Annotated in this window: 14 protein-coding genes; 6 read left to right on the plus strand and 8 right to left on the minus strand. The window is 43.4% G+C overall.

Annotated elements, in window-relative coordinates; genetic code table 11:
- The first annotated feature begins 49 nt into the window (after nucleotides 1-49).
- Entirely contained in the window at nucleotides 50-1,063 is a 1,014-nt protein-coding gene (locus DTQ70_RS04790) for an NAD-dependent epimerase/dehydratase family protein (RefSeq protein ID WP_122929756.1), read from the plus strand.
- Nucleotides 1,064-1,124: 61 nt separating this feature from the next.
- On the opposite strand, the gene ettA is transcribed toward DTQ70_RS04790, so the two are convergent.
- Nucleotides 1,125-2,795: an energy-dependent translational throttle protein EttA gene (gene ettA / locus DTQ70_RS04795; RefSeq protein ID WP_122934267.1), complete on the minus strand. Its 1,671-nt coding sequence runs from the start codon at nucleotides 2,793-2,795 to the stop codon at nucleotides 1,125-1,127.
- An 80-nt stretch (nucleotides 2,796-2,875) separates the two neighbouring features.
- On the opposite strand from ettA, the gene DTQ70_RS04800 reads away from it, so the two are divergent.
- On the plus strand, nucleotides 2,876-4,150 hold the full coding sequence (locus DTQ70_RS04800) for a DUF349 domain-containing protein (protein ID WP_122929757.1): 1,275 nt from the start codon (nucleotides 2,876-2,878) through the stop codon (nucleotides 4,148-4,150).
- Nucleotides 4,151-4,240: 90 nt separating this feature from the next.
- Here DTQ70_RS04800 and DTQ70_RS04805 read toward each other — a convergent pair whose 3' ends face one another.
- The 3 genes from DTQ70_RS04805 to DTQ70_RS04815 all read right to left on the minus strand — a co-directional run bounded on the left by DTQ70_RS04805 (nucleotide 4,241) and on the right by DTQ70_RS04815 (nucleotide 9,163).
- Complete coding sequence (locus DTQ70_RS04805; RefSeq protein ID WP_122929758.1) at nucleotides 4,241-5,434, minus strand: S9 family peptidase; 1,194 nt, start codon at nucleotides 5,432-5,434, stop codon at nucleotides 4,241-4,243.
- Nucleotides 5,435-5,513: 79 nt separating this feature from the next.
- The gene (locus tag DTQ70_RS04810) at nucleotides 5,514-6,857 is read right to left on the minus strand and encodes a DUF3748 domain-containing protein (RefSeq protein WP_229600070.1); all 1,344 of its coding nucleotides are present in this window, start codon (nucleotides 6,855-6,857) and stop codon (nucleotides 5,514-5,516) included.
- Between the two features lie 74 nt (nucleotides 6,858-6,931).
- Complete coding sequence (locus DTQ70_RS04815) at nucleotides 6,932-9,163, minus strand: hypothetical protein (protein ID WP_122929760.1); 2,232 nt, start codon at nucleotides 9,161-9,163, stop codon at nucleotides 6,932-6,934.
- Nucleotides 9,164-9,658: 495 nt separating this feature from the next.
- Between DTQ70_RS04815 and DTQ70_RS04820 the strand changes: the two genes are divergently transcribed.
- The 3 genes from DTQ70_RS04820 (at nucleotide 9,659) to DTQ70_RS04830 (ending at nucleotide 11,984) form a co-directional block, all read left to right on the plus strand.
- Nucleotides 9,659-10,216, plus strand: coding sequence for a helix-turn-helix transcriptional regulator (locus DTQ70_RS04820; RefSeq protein ID WP_122929761.1), 558 nt, complete (start codon nucleotides 9,659-9,661; stop codon nucleotides 10,214-10,216).
- Between the two features lie 62 nt (nucleotides 10,217-10,278).
- Nucleotides 10,279-11,052 (plus strand): hypothetical protein, encoded by a 774-nt coding sequence (locus DTQ70_RS04825; protein WP_164489873.1) that lies wholly within the window; start codon nucleotides 10,279-10,281, stop codon nucleotides 11,050-11,052.
- Between the two features lie 146 nt (nucleotides 11,053-11,198).
- The gene (locus tag DTQ70_RS04830) at nucleotides 11,199-11,984 is read left to right on the plus strand and encodes a ThuA domain-containing protein (RefSeq protein WP_229600173.1); all 786 of its coding nucleotides are present in this window, start codon (nucleotides 11,199-11,201) and stop codon (nucleotides 11,982-11,984) included.
- 22 nt (nucleotides 11,985-12,006) lie between these two features.
- Here the strand turns inward: DTQ70_RS04830 and DTQ70_RS04835 are convergent, their stop codons facing one another.
- Nucleotides 12,007-12,372 (minus strand): helix-turn-helix domain-containing protein, encoded by a 366-nt coding sequence (locus tag DTQ70_RS04835; protein ID WP_122929764.1) that lies wholly within the window; start codon nucleotides 12,370-12,372, stop codon nucleotides 12,007-12,009.
- Between the two features lie 259 nt (nucleotides 12,373-12,631).
- Here DTQ70_RS04835 and DTQ70_RS04840 point away from each other — a divergent pair, with 259 nt between their 5' ends.
- A complete protein-coding gene (locus DTQ70_RS04840; RefSeq protein WP_122934268.1) occupies nucleotides 12,632-13,552 on the plus strand; it encodes a ClpXP adapter SpxH family protein in 921 nt (306 codons plus the stop codon).
- 15 nt (nucleotides 13,553-13,567) lie between these two features.
- On the opposite strand, the gene DTQ70_RS04845 is transcribed toward DTQ70_RS04840, so the two are convergent.
- The 3 genes from DTQ70_RS04845 to DTQ70_RS04855 form a co-directional block, all read right to left on the minus strand.
- Nucleotides 13,568-14,911, minus strand: coding sequence for a CotH kinase family protein (locus DTQ70_RS04845; protein ID WP_122929765.1), 1,344 nt, complete (start codon nucleotides 14,909-14,911; stop codon nucleotides 13,568-13,570).
- 165 nt (nucleotides 14,912-15,076) lie between these two features.
- Nucleotides 15,077-16,390, minus strand: a complete 1,314-nt coding sequence (locus DTQ70_RS04850) for an erythromycin esterase family protein (protein WP_122929766.1) — start codon at nucleotides 16,388-16,390, stop codon at nucleotides 15,077-15,079.
- A gap of 288 nt (nucleotides 16,391-16,678) precedes the next feature.
- Entirely contained in the window at nucleotides 16,679-17,542 is an 864-nt protein-coding gene (locus DTQ70_RS04855; protein WP_122929767.1) for a DUF4261 domain-containing protein, read from the minus strand.
- Nucleotides 17,543-17,546 lie beyond the last annotated feature (4 nt).

Consider the following 17,546-nt stretch of genomic DNA (forward strand, 5'->3'; position numbering starts at 1 on the left):
CATTGTCGTTACCTTTGTACAAAAGAAATTTACTTAAAATTCTACGTTTTTGGACAAATTAACTGAACCACTCATTTTAGTCACTGGCGCAAACGGCCTTTTAGGTAGTGCCATTGTAAACTATTTATTGGTAAATGGGCACCGTGTCCGTGGCTTACGTCGTAGCGGAAGCGACATGCAGTTGTTGAACGGCGTGGAGGCGAAGGTGGAATGGGCCGAGGGGGATGTATTGGATGTTTTGGCGTTGGAAAAGGCATTTGAAGGCGTTACCTACGTGATTCATACGGCGGCTATTGTTTCCTTTATTCCCAAAGATCAAAAACTAATGTACGAAATCAACGTGCAGGGAACGGCCAATGTCGTTAATTTAGCCTTAGAAGTAGGTGTCAAAAAAATGGCCTTTGTGAGTTCGGTAGCGGCGCTTGGACGACCCGACCCGCGCATGATTGACGCGTCGAAACCGACGGTGATTGATGAAAACCAAAAATGGGAAGAATCGCCCCTGAATTCGAATTACGGAAAAAGTAAATATCTGGCAGAGTTGGAAGTTTGGCGTGGCGTGGCGGAGGGACTTTCGGCGGTAGTGGTCAACCCAAGCATGGTGCTTGGCGAAGGCGACTGGACGCGGAGCAGCACACAATTGTTTAAGTATGCTTTCGATGAGAATAAGTTTTATACCGAAGGGCTAATCAATTATGTTGACGTACTAGACGTGGCAGAAGCGACGGTAAAGCTGTTGGTGTCGGAAGTTAAAAATGAGCGATTTGTACTAAGTGCAGGTAGCACAACTTACCGCGAATTATTTACTAAAATAGCCGAAGGCTTTGGAAAACGGCCACCTTCAAAGCTTGTATCACCCTTTTTGACAGAAATTATTTGGCGGGTAGAGGCACTTCGTTCATGGTTGACGGGAAGCAAGCCCCTCATCACCAAAGAAACTGCCAAAACCGCCCGAACAAAGTTTGTTTACAACGGAGAAAAAATCCAAAATGCGCTTGGATTTACTTATAGGCCGTTGGATGAAACGGTGGTGCGGGTTTGTAAAACGTTGAAAAAATCCTAGCTTCCTTATAGAAACAAAAAACCCCGAAACATAATTGTCTTGGGGTTTTTTGTCGTTAGGGTTACGCCATCAACTTCTTGTACTTAATCCGTTTTGGTGTTACGTCCGTTCCTAAACGTTTGCGGCGGTTCTCTTCGTAATCGGAGAAGTTTCCTTCAAACCAATACACCTGAGAGTCGCCCTCAAAAGCCAATATGTGTGTACAAAGACGGTCTAAGAACCAACGGTCGTGGGAGATAATCACGGCGCAGCCCGCAAAGTTTTCGAGGGCTTCCTCCAAGGCGCGTAGGGTGTTGACGTCCAAATCGTTGGTAGGTTCATCGAGCAGCAATACGTTGCCTCCTTCTTTGAGCATCATCGCCAAGTGAACACGGTTACGTTCTCCACCCGACAAGTTGCCAATTTTCTTTTCCTGATCGCTTCCTGTAAAGTTAAAACGGCTCACGTAGGCGCGGGCATTGCTTTGTTTGCCACCGAGCAAAACCCAATCGTTGCCTTCCGAAACTTGTTGATACACAGTTTTGTTGGGGTCGAGTTGGTTGTGTTCTTGGTCGGCGTACGCAATTTGCACGGTTTCTCCGATGGTAATAGAGCCGCTGTCGGGTTTGGCTTGTTCCGTAATGAGTTTGAACAAAGTCGATTTACCCGCACCGTTGGGGCCAATGATACCCACAATACCCGCAGGAGGGAGCGAAAAGGTAAGGTTTTCAAACAAAAGCTTGTCGCCAAACGCTTTAGAGACACCTTCCATCTCAATCACTTTATTACCCAAACGCGGCCCAGACGGAATGAAAAGCTCCAATTTTTCTTCTTTTTGCTTCATGTCCTCATCCAAGAGCTTTTCGTAAGCCCCCAAACGAGCCTTCGACTTGGCTTGACGTGCCTTGGGTGCCATGCGTACCCACTCCAATTCACGTTGAAGGGTTTTCTGACGCTTTGATTCTTGTTTTTCTTCTTTGGCCAAACGGTTTTGTTTTTGCTCCAACCACGAAGAATAATTTCCCTTCCAAGGAATACCCTCACCACGGTCAAGTTCCAAAATCCAGCCAGCCACGTTATCCAAGAAATAACGGTCGTGCGTTACGGCAATGACCGTTCCTTCGTATTGGCGAAGGTGTTCTTCTAACCACAGTACCGACTCGGCATCTAAGTGGTTGGTAGGTTCGTCCAAAAGAAGCACGTCAGGTTTTTTCAATAAAAGTCGGCAAAGTGCCACGCGGCGTTTTTCTCCACCCGACAAATTTGCAATGAGCGCATCCGACGGCGGGCAGCGGAGGGCGTCCATGGCACGTTCGAGTTTGCTGTCCAAATCCCAGGCGTCGAGGGCGTCAAGGCGCTCCTGAACTTCCCCTTGTCGTTCCAGCAATTTATCAAAATCGGCATCGGCGTCGCCAAAAGCTTCATTTATTTGATCAAACTCTTTCAATAAATCAACCACTTCCTGCGTTCCTTCTTGGACAACCTCAAGAACGGTCTTGGTGGGGTCAAATTGGGGTTCTTGTTCAAGTAAGCCCACCGAATATCCTGGTGAAAAAACAACTTCGCCAGTATATGCCTTGTCTATGCCTGCAATGATGCGTAAAAGAGTGGATTTTCCTGAGCCATTTAATCCTAAAACGCCTATCTTAGCACCATAGAAAAACGACAAATAAATGTTTTTGATGATTTGTCGGTTGGGAGGAATTACTTTACTTACCCCCGACATCGAGAAAATAATAGTTTCGTTGCTCATTTTTCGTTTAATTTGTGGTGGCAAATATCGTAAATTGCCCACCAAAACCTTCAAAAGCAGATAAATAAAGTAAACCAGTGATGGAAAATGCCACCTTAATGGACGAATACGGCTATGTCTCAGACGGCAAGGTATTCTTAAAAGGGTATTTAGGGAACCCAGACCGCCAAATTGGCGAAGTAAAACGCACCGAACAAGAAGCCATTGATTATTTTAAAAATCGCTTCAATATTGCTTCGAGTAAGGTGGAACAGTTAGAAAGTGACGTCGAAGAAGCCCAAAACAAAGGCTCTTACCTGACAAAATTGGTGCAGCTACGCAAAAAACTGCTCAGTTTTGACGGACTCGGTGATTTTGTCCCGCTCTTAGAACGGCTCGACAAATTGGAAGTGGTGCTTGAAGACTTGATTAAAGTCAACCAAGAAAAAAACCTGGAAATCAAGCGCGCTTTGTTGGATGAAACGCGGGCTGTACAAGTCGAAAACGACGATTGGCAAGCAGCAACGGATATGTTGCAAGAAATTAAGTCGAAATGGATTCGTACTGGCCCTGTTGACAAAGAATACCAAGAGGAAGTTGAAGGTACATTCCAGTTGCTGTTGGATACATTTTTCCAGCAACGCCGTGATTTCTTCTCGGAACTAAACCGAGTAATTGCTGACCGTATTGAGCGCTATACGGAGCTTATTGCCAAGTCAGATTCGCTCATGCGTATGTATGATCTTGACGAAGCAAGCCGCATTTTGCGCCAAGTAAGGGCAGAATGGAAAGAAGTGGGAGAAATTCCAGTGAAGCGCTCGGCCAAATTGTACAAGCAATTTAAGCGCTCAAACCAACGGATTATGGACAAAATCAACCGTATCCGTGGCATTGTGACGCAGCCGCAAGAACACCCAATGGTGACCAAGCAACGTGAAATGTGTCGCGAAGCGGAGCAACTCGCCCGTTCGAGTGACATCATTCAGGCGTCTGAGCGTGCAAAAGCGCTATTGAATCAATGGAAAGAAATACGCCTTCCACCCCGAGTGGGAGATAAAAATATTGCAGAGCGTTTCCGTTCGGCTTGCGATAAGATTTTTGAGTTGAGTTATTTGGCCCGAGTTATCTCACGTAAATATCCTGCGTTTGAAATTCGTACGCCACAAGACCAGCTTAACATCAAAATTCGTGAGATGGAATGGCTCATCAAGCGTGAGAAAGCAGATTTGGAGGTGACCATTGCCAATGCGCAAAATATGCCGCCTGATCCTGAAGCTGAACGCCAAGTGATGGGTAAAATCAACATTCAGCGCCGTAAAATCACGATGAAGGAGAAGATTTTAGAGGAATACAAAGTAGCGCTTACGCGAATCTAAATTTGGCCTTCTTTGGAAGCTATTTAAGCAAACATCCCGAAAGTTTTGAACTTTCGGGATGTTTCATTTTAGACAGTTTATATGAAATCCTTACTGTATTGAAGAAAAGAATTGGTAGGAGCCAAGTAGGAAATCTTGAACCGCAGTAGCGTGGTTTTTACCTTTGAGGGTAATCAGTTCTACATTGGTTGCGCCTCTTGCTTTCATGGCGTTGAAGGCGTTTTGTGAATTGAAGTAAAAGACCAAATCGTCGGCGTCACCGTGGTACAAACGCATGGGTGTTTTGGGCTTCCAATCATACACGTCGTTGTCTTTTACTGCATTGGTGAAGCCTGTATCCGTTCCGTCGGTGAGCCCTTTGACAAACGCATCGGTAAAAATGGTATTAAAGCTCACGTTGATATTGGCATTCTCTTTAGACGACTGAATCTGGGCTGCCCAAGGATCTTTGAAGTACTGAGTCGCGGGGCGATTGAGGCCATAAATACGGTCGTAGGTGAGTAAGGTCCACAAATAAAGTTGATTGTATCCGACTACTCCCGTGGTTTTATTGGTGGTAACGTACTTCATGAACGCTGTTTTATCGTACGCACCCGCCCCGCAGCTCGATGCTTTTAGGTTAAATTCGGTACTGGCTTCTTCTTCGATTTTCTTTTGAAGCGACATGGTTGCAAAACCACCTGCCGAATAGCCCGCAATGTACAGGCGTTCATCCCACTGAATTTTTTCTTGGTTAATAAACTCTTTCGATGCCCGAATCATGTCCAAACAGGCCGATGCCAAACTGGCACGGTGCTCGTAAGGATGCGGTACGGTGTTAGACGAACCATATCCAATGTAATCGGGGTAGGCAATTATGTATCCCAACGAAGCAAAAAGCGAGCCTGCTAAACTTGCCTCCGAATTGGCTGCAAAGTACGACGGCGCTTCTTGGTCGGAGCGAATGGTTCCGTGCTGTACACTGATAAGGGCCGAGGAGGTGGTTTTGGCAGCAGGATAAATCAATGCCCCAGAAGCCTGAATTTCGGTACCATCGGTGTTTTTTGTTTTATAAACGATTTTATACACTTTGATGCCGTATTGGAGAAACGGAGCAATTTGGGCAAAAGCAGGGTCGCCTGCCGCTATTCGCTGTACAAGCTGGTCTTTGGTAAATTCCCCAACGAGGGTGCTGCTTACTAAATACTGGTTGGAAGGCGTTGGGTCGCTGTTTTTGGAACATCCACTAACAATGACAACCAGTGCCAGCAACCAGAGGTAAAAAGAATGTTTGATGTGTTTCATACGAAGAGAATATCGTGTTTGGGTTCTATTTCTAAACGTACAAAATTAGAGAAAGTTGCCCGCCAATTTTGAAAATAACCTATAATTTGTCGAGATGAACGATGAAAACTTGCTTGTTTTCTTGTTCTACCTGCGGTTTTTTTAACGCACGATTGAAGGCAATCTTTTTTCCATCGTGCGACCATACCAAATTGGATGGTGAAGGGGTCGTTGGGGGTGTCAGAATCCGCATGCGACTTTCAAAGGATTCATTTCCAAGTTTTACCAACACAATGCTTCCGTTCCAAACGTAGCAAAGGTGCTGCCCATCGGGATGCCATCTAAAATAGCCTTCAACATTGGATGGATGAAAGGTGAGTTGAGTGGGTGTACCGCCAAGTGGTGATAGGGTGAAAATTTGTTGCACACCTTTGTCGTCTTTAGCCAAAAACGCTAATAAACTACCATCACCCGACGAACGAACAACGCCCGTGCATCCTGGAAAAGCAGTGTCGGCGGTGTGGGTCAGGCGGCGTTGGCTTGTGCCTTTGGGCGGCATGGGCATCATGGTATCAGTACCTTCGAGTGGCCCCAATTCACCTGCTCGCGTAATGTCATCAGGAATGTCCACAACAAAAACTTCATCAACGTCTTTGCCATTTTTATCTTTTACCTTTCCCACAAAAGCCCGTGCTATTTGGCGCTGGCCGTCGGGCTTTAGGTACCCATTTAGACCCACCCAACTATCGCCAGCGGCGTGGCTGATTTCGTCCGAACCCGCTTGTGGGGTAGGCGTTACCTGAACGACTACCGCGCTAAACCATTCGCTCGATACATCTTCGCCGTTGGTTGTTTTAGAAACGGTTACTGAATGCCCGCGTTTCGACACGCCAATGGTGCGGAGGTTGTGTTTTTGTTGCGTTTTGTCCTCAAGTGCTTTTAGGATGGCATCATTGTAGGTATAGCCTATCCAATTCCCGTCGCCGCTCCATTCGTGTCGGTGGGTGCCTCCGCGCAGTGCACCAGCTGTAAAGGGCGGCGTCACGTCACGGGCATCCATGTAAATAGGAACATTGGGCGCTTGGTCTTTGATGATAATTCCCGTCCGTCGCCATTGTTGATAAGGATTGGCGGCGGTCACACTCACCAGGCCATGAATAAACACCACGGATGCTTCGGTGTGGGCATAACTCACCGCCCCCGCGCCAGGGCCCCATGCCGCGTTGTTGGGCAGGGCGTATAGTACTTTTTTCTCTCCCGTTTGGGTATGAACTTTTTCAATTTTGGCCGAAGCTGCAATTCCACCGTCGTCGGTGCGGGTGTCATAGACCAACCACTGGTCATCGGGTGAAAAATTGTCGTTGTTGTCCAAATCGTGGTGGTACGAAAGGTCGTTGGTTAATTGCGTTTCTTTTAAATACTGGTTACTGTTGCAAGAAGTCATGGCAAGGGTTGTTAAGAATAAAACTGTTTTTGGAAGACGCATATAAATTGGCTCATTATTAGGTACGACAAAAATTAACGAGTTGGAGCGCTGATGACGCCCAAATAGCGCCCCATCCAATAAGGTAATAAAAAGGAATCGCCCGCGCTTAACTCACTTTGGCCGTTGGTGAGGCGGTCGAGCTTGAAAAGATTGCGGTTGTGTTTCAATTCTGGACGCTCGTCGGGCGGGAGAACGTGCGTGATGGTTTGTCCACGAAAATTGGCAGGAATGGGTTCGATGTCTTTTCTGTGACTATTCATAACTTGCCATTCGACCATGTCAAGCGGAAATTCTTTTAAATACCAAATCGTTTCTTTTTGGTCAAATTGCTGCGCGCCTGTCATGGCATAACACAAATTCCACAAGCCATTTTTCTCTGGACGTTCAAAATTCCAATGCTCTTTGATGGCGTGAAGGTATTGTTTTTTTAGCTCAGGGGTAAACGCGTACGGATACAAACACCAATACGCCAAAAAGTACATTTCGTCGTCGGAGTGATTCCACTCTTCTGAGAGCTCAGCGGCAAGTTTTCCTTGGTTTTCATCAACGCGCCCAATCTCAGCCATCGGGCGCATCAGGTTTTCCAAATAGCCGTGTTTTTGCATCAACTCGTACGCCTTTTGTTTGTAAATCTCTTTTTTGGTAAAATGATAAGCCGTTTGTAAAAAGCCGATGATGTTGGAAGCATACAATTTGCGGTCACCAACTGTTTTGGAAAAGCCATTGACATACGCAGGATTCCACTTTCCCCAAAGGGTGGGTTTGCCGTCAAAATCAATCAAATACCAATCATTTTCGATGATGTAGGTCATTAGTTCATCCATCAAAGTAATGGCTTTTTGTTTGACTTCACCGTCTAGGTTTTGTGCCAAAAGCGTCAAAGCAAACATTTGTCCCACGGTTTGGTCGCTACTAGTAGTACCGCGCCAATCCCACACGCTGTCTTTGGCCTGCACCCAGCCGTTGGTCATGCCACCATCCCACGGAATGGCCTTAAATTTATGGTGTCCGTGCCGTTCAAAACCTCGAGCAAAGTACCCTTTCATGTTGGTAATACTAAAGAGCCGTTGCATGGCTTCAAACGATTCGAGGCAGTTGTCAAGGGCTACTTTTTCTGCCGTTACTTTGTATCGAAACAATTGGCTAACGAGGTACATCGACGTCCAGAGGTTGTCGCTATCGCGCTGTCCCATTTCAAAGGTGGACAAATCGCCATTTTTTAAGGTAGAAACGTCGCAGTTGAAACCATAACGAATGTGGCGTTGGCGCACTTGTTTCTCATAGACCATTGCTTTGTCGTGGAGGGTCATTTTGTCAAAATGAATTTCGCCCACGCCTTTGTCGGTAAGTAGTTGAACGGTTTGGTTAGGGCCTGCTGCAATGCTCACCACCCGATTGCTAGGAATCCAACGTTCGCCATAATAATAGTTAAAGCCACCTTCGGGCCGACGCATAAAGGCCCCCGTGGTAGAGCCCAGCCATAGTTTGTCGTTGATGTACGCCATGGCGGTCAGCTGTGGGCAAGGTAGTTTTTCTTGAAGCGCAGTGGCCTTGAAAGTAACGGCCGAAACGGCAAAATAGCCGTTTGAAGTACCTACAAACAGGGAGTCTTTGGCCAAGGCAAAACAGCTCAGATTATTGCCCTGAAATTCGGTTTTAACCTCTTTTGTAGCCAATGAATAGGAAATAATCTGCTGCGAAGTAAGCATCAAAAAACGGTTTCGAGGAGCATCAAACACCATCTCCAAAATAGGCTGCTTAGGCGCTGGTTTTGTGTCCACAAGGGCATTGTTTTGGAGCAATGTAAGCCGTTGAGCATCGGAAATCAAAAACGTAAAGTTGGGCGACGACGCCAGCTTTTGGGCCGAGCCAAGCGAATGTGGCGCATATACTTTTCCTGCCCACGCATTGCTAAGCACCGCACGGTCGTCCAGAAAAACCAGTTGACCTTGAAGAAGTGCCATATCTGCTATTTTTCGACTGGCCATCGGAACGTACGAGCGGTCTGGGCGAAGTTGGCCTGGGTACTGGAATTGTCCCCCGTGGGGCTGCATGAGTCCTGCTGAAGTCAAAATTCGCACCCGCCCGTCTTTGTCGGTAAGGATTTTACGAAGCTGCACCGAACTGTCTTGAACATAGTATTTGATGCTATAATCTTGGAGGTATGGCTGGTCGGTGTAGGCCGTTGGGCGCAGTTTTTGAGATAGCGAAGGTAATGCTGCCCAAAAGGTTAGTAACAATGCAAGTGTGGAAGTGAAACGCATAGTTGGCTTATCAGAAAAATAAATATCTATAGTACGACGGATGTTGAAGGGAAGGCTATTTCACTGCTAAAAGGATATTTTGGTATGATAAAATTTTATACCATAAGCTAATGTCCGAATTGTATATATTGTTTGATAAATAGCCATAACTCTGAAAAAAAAACGCTTGATAAATAATTTGGGGGAATTTATTTAACGGTTTGGAAGTGCCAAAAAATAGTGCATAATTGCGCCCGTCAGTTCGTTGTTTATTAGCTGTTTAGAAGGAAAAAAGCTAGTTTTTTGACATTTGAGAACTTTAATTTTTGGCCTTGAGAAAGCAAAAAAACAACAGATTTTGTACAAAGAAAAAGGATGTTTGTATGCTTAAAAAGGCATTTTATTTACTTTTTCGTTTCGTATCTATTTTGCTATTGGATATTTGTTTCTTTTGGGCTAATTTTATAAAACCATCAGTTGAAGATTGATAATAAAGTATAATTTTGAAATGTCGTTATGAATGCCATCCCGCCAAACCTAACTGGAGAAACCCTTGTCATCGAAATTGATAAGGCCAATGTTGCTGAATGTATGGAGTTCCTTATCAAAGCACACATCCCTTTTAAAGTAGAATACAAAGGAACTAGCGCTACTGAGTCTCCCTTGGAGATTGCCTCGTTAATGAGTGATGCCGACCCTGCTTTAACCCCTAGAAAAAAAGAAAAGCGCCTGAAAGAAGCGCAACTGGTAGAAAACATTTACCGACAGTACATTTCTGATACCGACTTTAGCACTTCCGCCAACATCAAGGACATTGTCAAAGAGTACAGTATCAGTTTGTTAAACTTTCAACAAATCTTTAAAACCGTTTATGGCAAGTCTTTTTACCAATTGTACATTGATAAAAAAATGGACTATGCGGCCGATTTGCTCCGAAAAGGGCATAAAGCAAAAGAAATTGCCAAAATGATTGGTTACGGTGACAAATCGAGCATTAAGTTTAACAAGATGTTTCAGAAGCACTTTGGACTGACGCCCAAAAAGTTTCAGATGGAAGCAAGGGCCGCTTCCTAAGATTGGGGCTTGAATCCAACCCAAGGGGCTTGATTTGCGTCATGGTTGAAAGAAACTTTCCCATGAAAAAAATCTATTTTTTTATAGCAATCACTTGCTGGTTGATGGGTTGTGGAAACAACCCATCGCCCTTGAATAATGTTGGCCCCAAAATCAGCGAGATACGCGAAAATGGAAAACTGCAAATGGCGTTTTTGTACAACAAACAAGGGTATGTTACAGAAATCCAAAAGTACTACTCGGATGGGCGTAACGTCTGGGAATCATGGCGTTATGAATATGAAGGGAGTCGGGTCGTCAAACAAGAATATTGGTCGTCGCATCCGCTTCATCTAAGTACGTTTCCCGCGCCAGGTAAGCCGCTTGCCCTGCAATGGGCTACTAAATACGAGTACGCCTCTAACCAGCCTTATCCTTCCAAAGTCATTACGTATTCGATGAACAACCCCAAAGAAGTCAGTTCGTATCAATTGAATAGCTACGATAATTCGGGGAGACTCCTGAAAAGTGAAAGGTTTACGCCCGATGGGCAAACGAATGGTGTATCGGTCTATGAATACGACCAACGGGGAAATTTGCTTTTTTGGGGAGGTTCGTATTGGGAGTATGACACCAAGCCAAGCCCTTTGCGGAAGCTGAATGTTCCTTATTGGAACCCAAGTTGGCCAAGTCCGAACAACGTAACGGCCAATTTTAGCTTAGATGCCAGCGGAAACAAAGCCAACGTATGGCGGTATGAATACACCTACGACGCCGTTTCGGGTTTTCCTGCAACCTATAAACTGTATGTGGACAACAAATTTATGGCCGATGGAGAATACGTCTATGAGCCATAGGTGGAGAATGGAATACTTCATCGAAGATTTTAGCACACGGATAGCTCAGATTTGACACGGATTTTAAGGATGTATTTGATGTTTGTTTTTTAATTTGCCAAATAATCAAGTTGTTCTCCAAAATGAAAATATGCTTCATTGCCCTGATGCTGTGCAGTACGGCTGCGGAATATGCCCGTGCCCAGTCGTTTAAAGTCGTTGCTTTTTTTACGGGTAAAAACGACCAAGCGCACGTCAGTTTTGTCAAAGAAGCAAATCGTTTCTTTCCAAAAATGGCGGAAAAGTACCATTTTCAATACGATACCACTTCCAACTGGGATAACCTAAACGCTGATTATTTGTCTAATTATCAGGTAGTTTTGTTTTTGGATACGCGCCCCGATAAACCAAGCCAACGGCAGGCATTTGAAGAATACATGAAAAAAGGAGGGGCGTGGATTGGCTTTCATTTTGCCGCTTTTGCCCTAACACCGTCTAAGTTTCCGCAAGATTGGAATTGGTACCATGACACATTTTTGGGAGCGGGGCAATACAAGAGCAATACGTGGCGGCCAACATCGGCGATGCTTAAAGTCGAAACCAAAAAGCACTTTTCAACCAAAAATCTCCCCACAACTTTTACCACATCCCCCAACGAATGGTACCGCTGGGAGCATGACTTACGGCAAAATCCAGACATTGAAATTCTGTTGTCGATTGACCCCGCTAGTTTTCCGTTGGGAACGGGGCCTAAGCCGCACGAGATTTGGCACAGTGGCTATTATCCAGTGGCGTGGCGCAATAAAAACTACCGAATGTTGTACCTCAATATGGGACACAACGACATTGACTACGAAAACAAAACCAACAAAGAATTGTCGTTTACGTTTGAAAACGAAACCCAAAACCGTTTTGTAATGAATGCACTATTGGGTTTTGGGAAAGGGAAGTAAGCATAACAACGGTGCTGATTTGTTACTCTGACATTTCGTAGATGGATTTTCTGTACTCAATTCCCCATTGAGCTATTTCATCAATGATACGCTCTAAGGTTTTTCCGTATTCGGTCACTTCGTATTCGACCGTAATGGGCTTGGTATCGAGCACAGTACGGCGTATCAGATGGTTCATTTCCATGTCTTGCAATTCTTTTGAAAGCATTTTTGCCGCAATACCATCTACTTCTCTCAATAAATCCATAAAACGCATTTTCTCACCTTGCATGAGTGTGCCCAAAATGTGGATTTTCCATTTCCCCGATAGTATTTCCATCGTGTCTTTAATAGCCCCAATGCGAGTTTTGCAAATGGCCGTGGTGTTTAGACTTGCTTTCTTTTTCATGCTTCACAGTTCAAAATGGTAGAACAAAGGTATCACAAATGGAGATAGTTTCTAAAGGGAAAGTAGTTTCTAAAAGGAAACGCATACTACTTAAAAACGATGGTTGCGCTACTTTTGCAGTGGTTTTATGAACAAGTTAATGAATGTGCTTTTGGGGTACATATTTCTTGACAATCAACTCAAAATGAAAATATTTAGTACCGCAATTGTCTTGGCAAGCGTTTTTTTGAATTGCCAAGCACAACAAAAAAACAAAACAATGGCCAACGAAACAGTAAACAGCAACCCGCTTTTGTGCGACCCAGTAGAAGGAATTTGTGGACTTCCCGATGCAACCGATAACCTGAAAGTTGCCACTACGCAGACCCAAAAACCAGTGAAGGTGGTTTATTTTACTGACCCTATTTGTTCTTCGTGTTGGGGAATAGAACCACAGCTACGAAAACTAAAATTGGAATACGGAAACAGTATCGAAATCGAATACCGCATGGGAGGCTTGTTGCCCGATTGGAGCTACAACAGCGGCGGAATTAGTAAGCCCTCAGACGTAGCGCATCACTGGGACGAAGTGAGCGTGCATTACGATATGCCCATCGACGGTGACGTTTGGTTAGAAGCCCCTTTGCATTCGTCGTATCCGCCGTCGATTGCCTTCAAAGCAGCGCAAATGCAGAGTAACGAAAAGGCGATTTTGTTTTTAAGAGAAATACGGGAAATGGTTTTTTTACAGAAGAAAAACATCACCCAATGGGAACACCTCGCCGCCGCTGCGAAAAAAGTAGGGTTAGACGTGGCACAGCTAAAAACCGATTTTGAAGGTAAAGCCAACGCGCTTTTTGAGGAAGATTTGCGCGTAGCCAAAGCGTACGGGGTTAGGGGATTCCCAACCATGTTTTTTGCAACCAACGGGGGGAGCCAAGAAACTGTGTATGGTACAAAGCCTTATATTTTCTACGAAACAGCCGTGTTGAGACTGCACGAGGCAGCGACCAAAAACGAGTACGATAAAACTTGGGAAACCCTCTTTAAAAAGTATCAATCGTTGACAGCGAAAGAGTTTTCGGTGCTTTCCAATACCCCACGGAATGAAAGCGAAAAAGTATTAAATGAGCTTTCTGACCAAGGAATTTTGACAAAAATCACCACCAAAAATGGGGCTATTTGGAGAAATGAGCCGTAGTGCGTCTTTCGTCAATTAGAAATCAAGCGCTACTTGGTACCTTTCATTGATGTATTTTTCGAGTGCCGTGATGGCGGTTTCAAAGTTTTGGGGGTTTCTTAAATGGCTATACGGAGGCGCTTCCACGCCCGTTCCTGCAAAATAAGGCTGCAAAATCGCTCTGTGTTTCTGGATATAAGCCCCCATCACTTGGGGATTAAAATCTTTCTGGATAAATTCCTTCACGGCTGCTTTGTAATACGCAAAATAGGCGGGGTCGTCGATGATATATCGTATCAAAGGCCACTGACTCGTCACCTCTTTCATGTCCATACTGAGGGCAAAGCGCGAATTGTTAGAACCACCTCGCATTTGAAACGATAGGTTGAGATCGTAAGGAATCCAATGCAGGACGCTGTCGGTATTGGCTAAGAAATAGTTGTGCGTCAAAACCCCGTACGAATCCCAATTGCCGACTGTGTTGTTGACAGCCAAGTACCTCAAAAACTCCTTGACGTCAAGTATTGTCTCTAACTCCTTCTTCCATTGCGCATTGTCGCTGACGCGTAAAGGGCTATTGAGGGTTGTAATCAGTTGTTTTACATCCGAGTAGTCGGCCAACGTTTGATTGTTTTGTTTTTCAAATTGGCTAGTAATAAACTGCTGCATATTCGACTCGGGCTTATATACGTTGCCCATTTTTTTGCCGCTTTGCGTTTCTACCATGTGTTCTTCCACAGTCTCAATCGCCTGATATACCCCGCAGTTGCGCAAGCCTTGCCCAAAATCAATCACTACCTTATAATAAGCGACTTTGCAGGCCATGACGCCATTGTTTCGGAAGAGATGGGTGAGTAATTTTTCTCTCAGAAAAGAGTCGTCGCCATAGCTTGGCGCAAACGAAAGTTCTTGAAAGCCATAAAAACGTTGATTTTTGATTTCGGGGTTTTGGTCTTCCCACTCGTCGAATTTGAGTTTAAACGGTAGTTTATAAATGCCACTACGCCACGAACCATTGAGTGATGCGTTGCCTTTGAGGCGAAAACCCACCTTTTTCCAGGTAAGGTCGCTTTGTTGAACTTGGGCTTGGACAAAAATGGGGTCGCCATACACCGCGTCTAAAGGCGCACCCACGGGTGGAGTCATGCCTGGAATGGTGCTAGCGCTGCCAAATTTGCGCGCCGTGCGCCATTCCATGTCTTTCTGGATTTTATCCCAGTTTTCCTTGCCTAGTTGGATGGTGATGGTACGCACCTGATCCTCAGGAAAAACCCAAGCGTAATCTGGGGTTTTGCTGAATTGGGCAGGGAAAATATCAGCGTCGTTTTTGCAACCGATAAAAACGACAATTAACAAACAAAGGAGAATTTTACCATTCATGTGAGTAGGGGCAAGGCTTGCGGTAGTAAGGAAAGTCGGGGTTGTTCTCTACTCACATGAGCTAATTTTTTTATCGAAAAAGCACGATAATGGATTGGCTGTGCCTTTTTTGCTACGAAGATGGCACACTAAGAATAGCTAACCTTGCTCAGAAGAAATTTTTCTTTAATTATTATTTTTTGTAATTTCTTTGAAACTTATTGCTGTGCATCCTTCTATGTTTCTGATAAAGACTATACCATCAAAAATCTTGTTCCATTGGTAGTTCAAATTCATGTGTTGCGAGTTTTCAAAAGAACCTTTCATTGAGAATGTCTTTTGGTTTAACTTTAACTTGTTAAACTCGCTCCAGTCAACAAACGCAAACTCCCATTTTTTATTTATCCATGTTTCAAAACTATTCTTTTTAGGTTTTTGTGCGTGTATAGGGTATTGAATCGTAGCAGCCCATTTAGAAGTTGCATAATAGGAAGTAAAGCCTATTGAATAATATGGATATGGATTCATAGTTTTGTCGCCTAAATAGTGTCCAGTCATTACTAGGTTATTCCTATTATCATTTAACTCATTAATAGATTTCATAATGTGGGCGTTGTGAGCCCAAACAATAACTTTTTGATTTGGATATTTGTGTTCTAAAAGCCACATTAAATTATTAAACATTTGTCTATCTCTGTATATATGCTTTGTTGAATTATTCTCTTTTTTTTGAAGAAATGGAAGGATATTTAGAAAGGAAGATTCTACATTTCGGATGATGTTTAATTCTTCCAAACTTAAATCCTTGAGCGACTTCTCTTTTAATAGATTTTTCAAGGCGTTTAATCCGCTTTCACATCCATTAGGATTAGCTTTTTGTCCATTAAAAAATGTCGTTGATAAGTTGTCAAGGGTGATTTTTGCATTTAGCGAATCTTGTTTACTCTCAACGAGTTTGAAAAGTATTTTGGTTAGCCTAGTTTCTAAGTTAGTAAAAGTGTAATTGCTCTGATTTTGACAATCCATTCCTGCAATAATTAAGGGATTTGGCGTGGTGTGTGTTTGAGGAATATAGTCATAAAAAAAAGAGCTTGCATTTTTACACCACGACCATAATCCTAATAGATTATGAAAAATAAAATAATTAAGTGAATCTTTTGATTTAGATTTTATATTTTCAAATCCATAGGTTAATCCAAAAAAATCGTTCTCAAAAACTACAATATTAAATCCTTTTTTTTCATGCAAATAGCGAATAATTCTTCCTTTCGCCTCAAAGGTCGTTCCATCGCCGTGCATTTGTTCCCCTAATGCGACTATTCTAGCATTTCCAATAGCTTTCCCTAGGGGTTCTAAATCGGTAAAATCATTATCATTTATTTCGATACTTTTGATTTGGATAGCTTTGGTTTGGACATGTTTTTTTAAAGATTTTTGCCCATGTAAAGATATATTAATCAAAAAAATAATCGTCAGTAGTGTGAGTTTTTTCAGTAACATAGAATTGAATAATGAAGCTAACCAATGTCAACCAACGAGTGGATAAATACGCCACCATCTCCACAAAAATAATAAAAAAACGGCGTCTATCCCTAAAATGTCAGGAATAGACGCCGTGCTATTTTAAGCCACAGACCTACCGCACCACAGGCACCAAAACCGCTATTTCGGAAGGGCAGGAGTAGAGGTGGAGGGTTTTATCTTTTTTGCTACGAAGATGGCACCTTTCTGAGGCTGGTAGTAGCGGTTTGGATTGAAATCTGGTGGGTAGTTTTTGAGTGGATGGAGTCAGTTCGGAATGATTTCAACAACTAATCTGGCGGGTTCAACTTTCGAGTCGGCATATCTTGTTTTCCAAATTGGATTTTTTCCAATGCCTTGAATTGTTGAGTTACTTCTAATATTGTCGCCTGTATCAAAAACATAATAGGCAACATTTTGCAATACTCCCGCTACTTCACCTGGGTCATAGCCAATAAATCGGCACTCAAAATCTGGAATTCCGAATGCATGAAGTCCAATGGTATCCATTAAAATTTCACCCTGACCACCATTTGAAATATTGAACATTCTGATATTCATTGCTCCATAAAGTAATGCGCCTTGTTCTGAATCGCAGACTTCTAAAAAGTCTGATGGCTCAAGTAGTTTGTCGCTGTTACGGAAATAAATTACTGATGGACTGGTCACTCGAACAACTGCACATATAAATTTTTGAAAGTATTCAAGTCTTGCTTGGTGTGGTAACGTTCTTGACATCAGGTCAGTCAAATTGACTTCAAAATTGCATTTTTCCATGGCGGTTTTAGAATGCTCCCAGTGCCAGGATTGTTGAAATGCTTTTTCAAACTTGTCAATATTTGATTTTTGATCAAGTTCAAAAATCACACCTTGTGCTGGAATAGAAGCATCTTTCAATGCTATCATGTATTCTGGAAAGAAAAATGCGAGTGGTGATTTATCATCAGCAGTATTTACTTCTTTAAATCTTAATTTTAGCTCATCCAAAATCTGTTGTTTGTCAATTTCTGGTTTGTTTTCGTAGAAAAGGCTTACAAATTGAAGTTCTGGTTGGTTAAGAACAAGCTCATTTTGAGTTTGTTGAGTTGAAGTTTCTTGTGGTTTTTTTTTGAAAATATCAAATAGTCCCATAAAC

The organism is Runella sp. SP2, from assembly GCF_003711225.1.
Taxonomy (GTDB): Bacteria; Bacteroidota; Bacteroidia; order Cytophagales; family Spirosomataceae; genus Runella.